This window comes from Oleiphilus sp. HI0066, from assembly GCF_001635725.1.
Genome location: NZ_LWFH01000235.1, coordinates 1 through 1,288, shown reverse-complemented (window position 1 = coordinate 1,288; position 1,288 = coordinate 1). Strand labels below are relative to the sequence as shown.

Genomic DNA, 1,288 nt, shown 5'->3' with positions numbered 1-1,288 from the left:
ATATCTTCCTCAATATGCTTGCGCTCCTGATTCAAGCCATTCAAAACCTGAGCACGTTGACGCGCATCAAGCATGTCTCGCGAAAGCAAACATTCAATACCTGTCGACATATCATCTAATCGCCCCGCCGCGTTTAAACGAGGACCAACCGCAAAACCAAGATCACTTGTAACAGCTGTTTCGTAATTCCGACCTGCAACCTCAAATAACGCCAAAATACCCGGCCGTGCTTTACCCGCACGAATTCGCCGCATACCCTGCTCTACGAGGATTCGATTATAAAAATCCAGAGCAACCAAGTCAGCCACCGTACCTAATGCCACAAGATCAAGATATGCAGCCATATTTGGCTCAACAAGGTTCTTATCTTGAAACCAATTGATCGTACGGAGAGAGGCTCGTAATGCGGACATCACATAAAAAATAACACCCACACCAGCCATATTCTTAGAGGGAAAGTTGCAACCGTACTGAGCCGGATTCACAATCGCGTCTGCATCTGGAAGTTCGTCGCCAGGTAAATGGTGATCAGTGACAATAACCTTAATACCCAAGGCATGCGCGCGCGCAACACCTTCGTGACTAGATATCCCATTATCAACCGTTACTATTAGAGTAGGATTTGATTGAGCGGCCAGATCAACAATTTCAGGCGTTAGCCCATAACCAAATTTAAAGCGATCAGGAACAAGATAATCGACATTATTCGCCCCAAACTCACGCAACGCCTCGTAGGCTATGGTCGTGCTTGTGGCACCATCAGCGTCGAAGTCCCCTACAATGACAATCCGTCCATTAGCAGACAAGACATCAACAAGCAGAGCTACGGCGGTATCGAGACCTTTCAGCTTAGCAGCACTTGCCATTGACTTAAGCTGAAGACTTAGCTCATCAGCAGAAACAACACCGCGTGCAGCATAAATTTTTGATAAAAACTCTGGTATGTCGGGGAGTGATTTATAATTTTCTGGAAGAGCCCGCTGGACTATCTTTCGCTGCATAAGCGCAACTCAATGAGGAATGGAGAAAAGGCGCAGCACGGCTGCTACGCCTGATTTAACAATAATTACGTACGGCGATGCTCTACAACATATTCTTGGATTTTTGAAATGTCGTTATCAAGCACATCATAGCGCTCTTCTCGATCAAATAAATCTGCCATATGGATCGGCAACGCAGGAGAAACGTCAACGCCAGATTTCTCTACAGCCTCAGGAAACTTAACAGGATGCGCAGTACCAAGTGTTACCATCGGAATTGCTTGATCACGACGTGTCTTGCGCGCAGC

General features: G+C 46.5%; 1 protein-coding gene and 1 pseudogene. Both read right to left on the bottom strand.

Going from position 1 to position 1,288, the window contains the following annotated elements; genetic code table 11:
• Positions 1-1,001 (bottom strand): DHH family phosphoesterase (locus tag A3738_RS03780; protein ID WP_197473558.1); only part of this gene is annotated, 1,001 nt, incomplete at its 3' end.
• A 65-nt stretch (positions 1,002-1,066) separates the two neighbouring features.
• Positions 1,067-1,288, bottom strand: a pseudogene (locus A3738_RS30485) (threonine synthase); the annotation flags it as partial.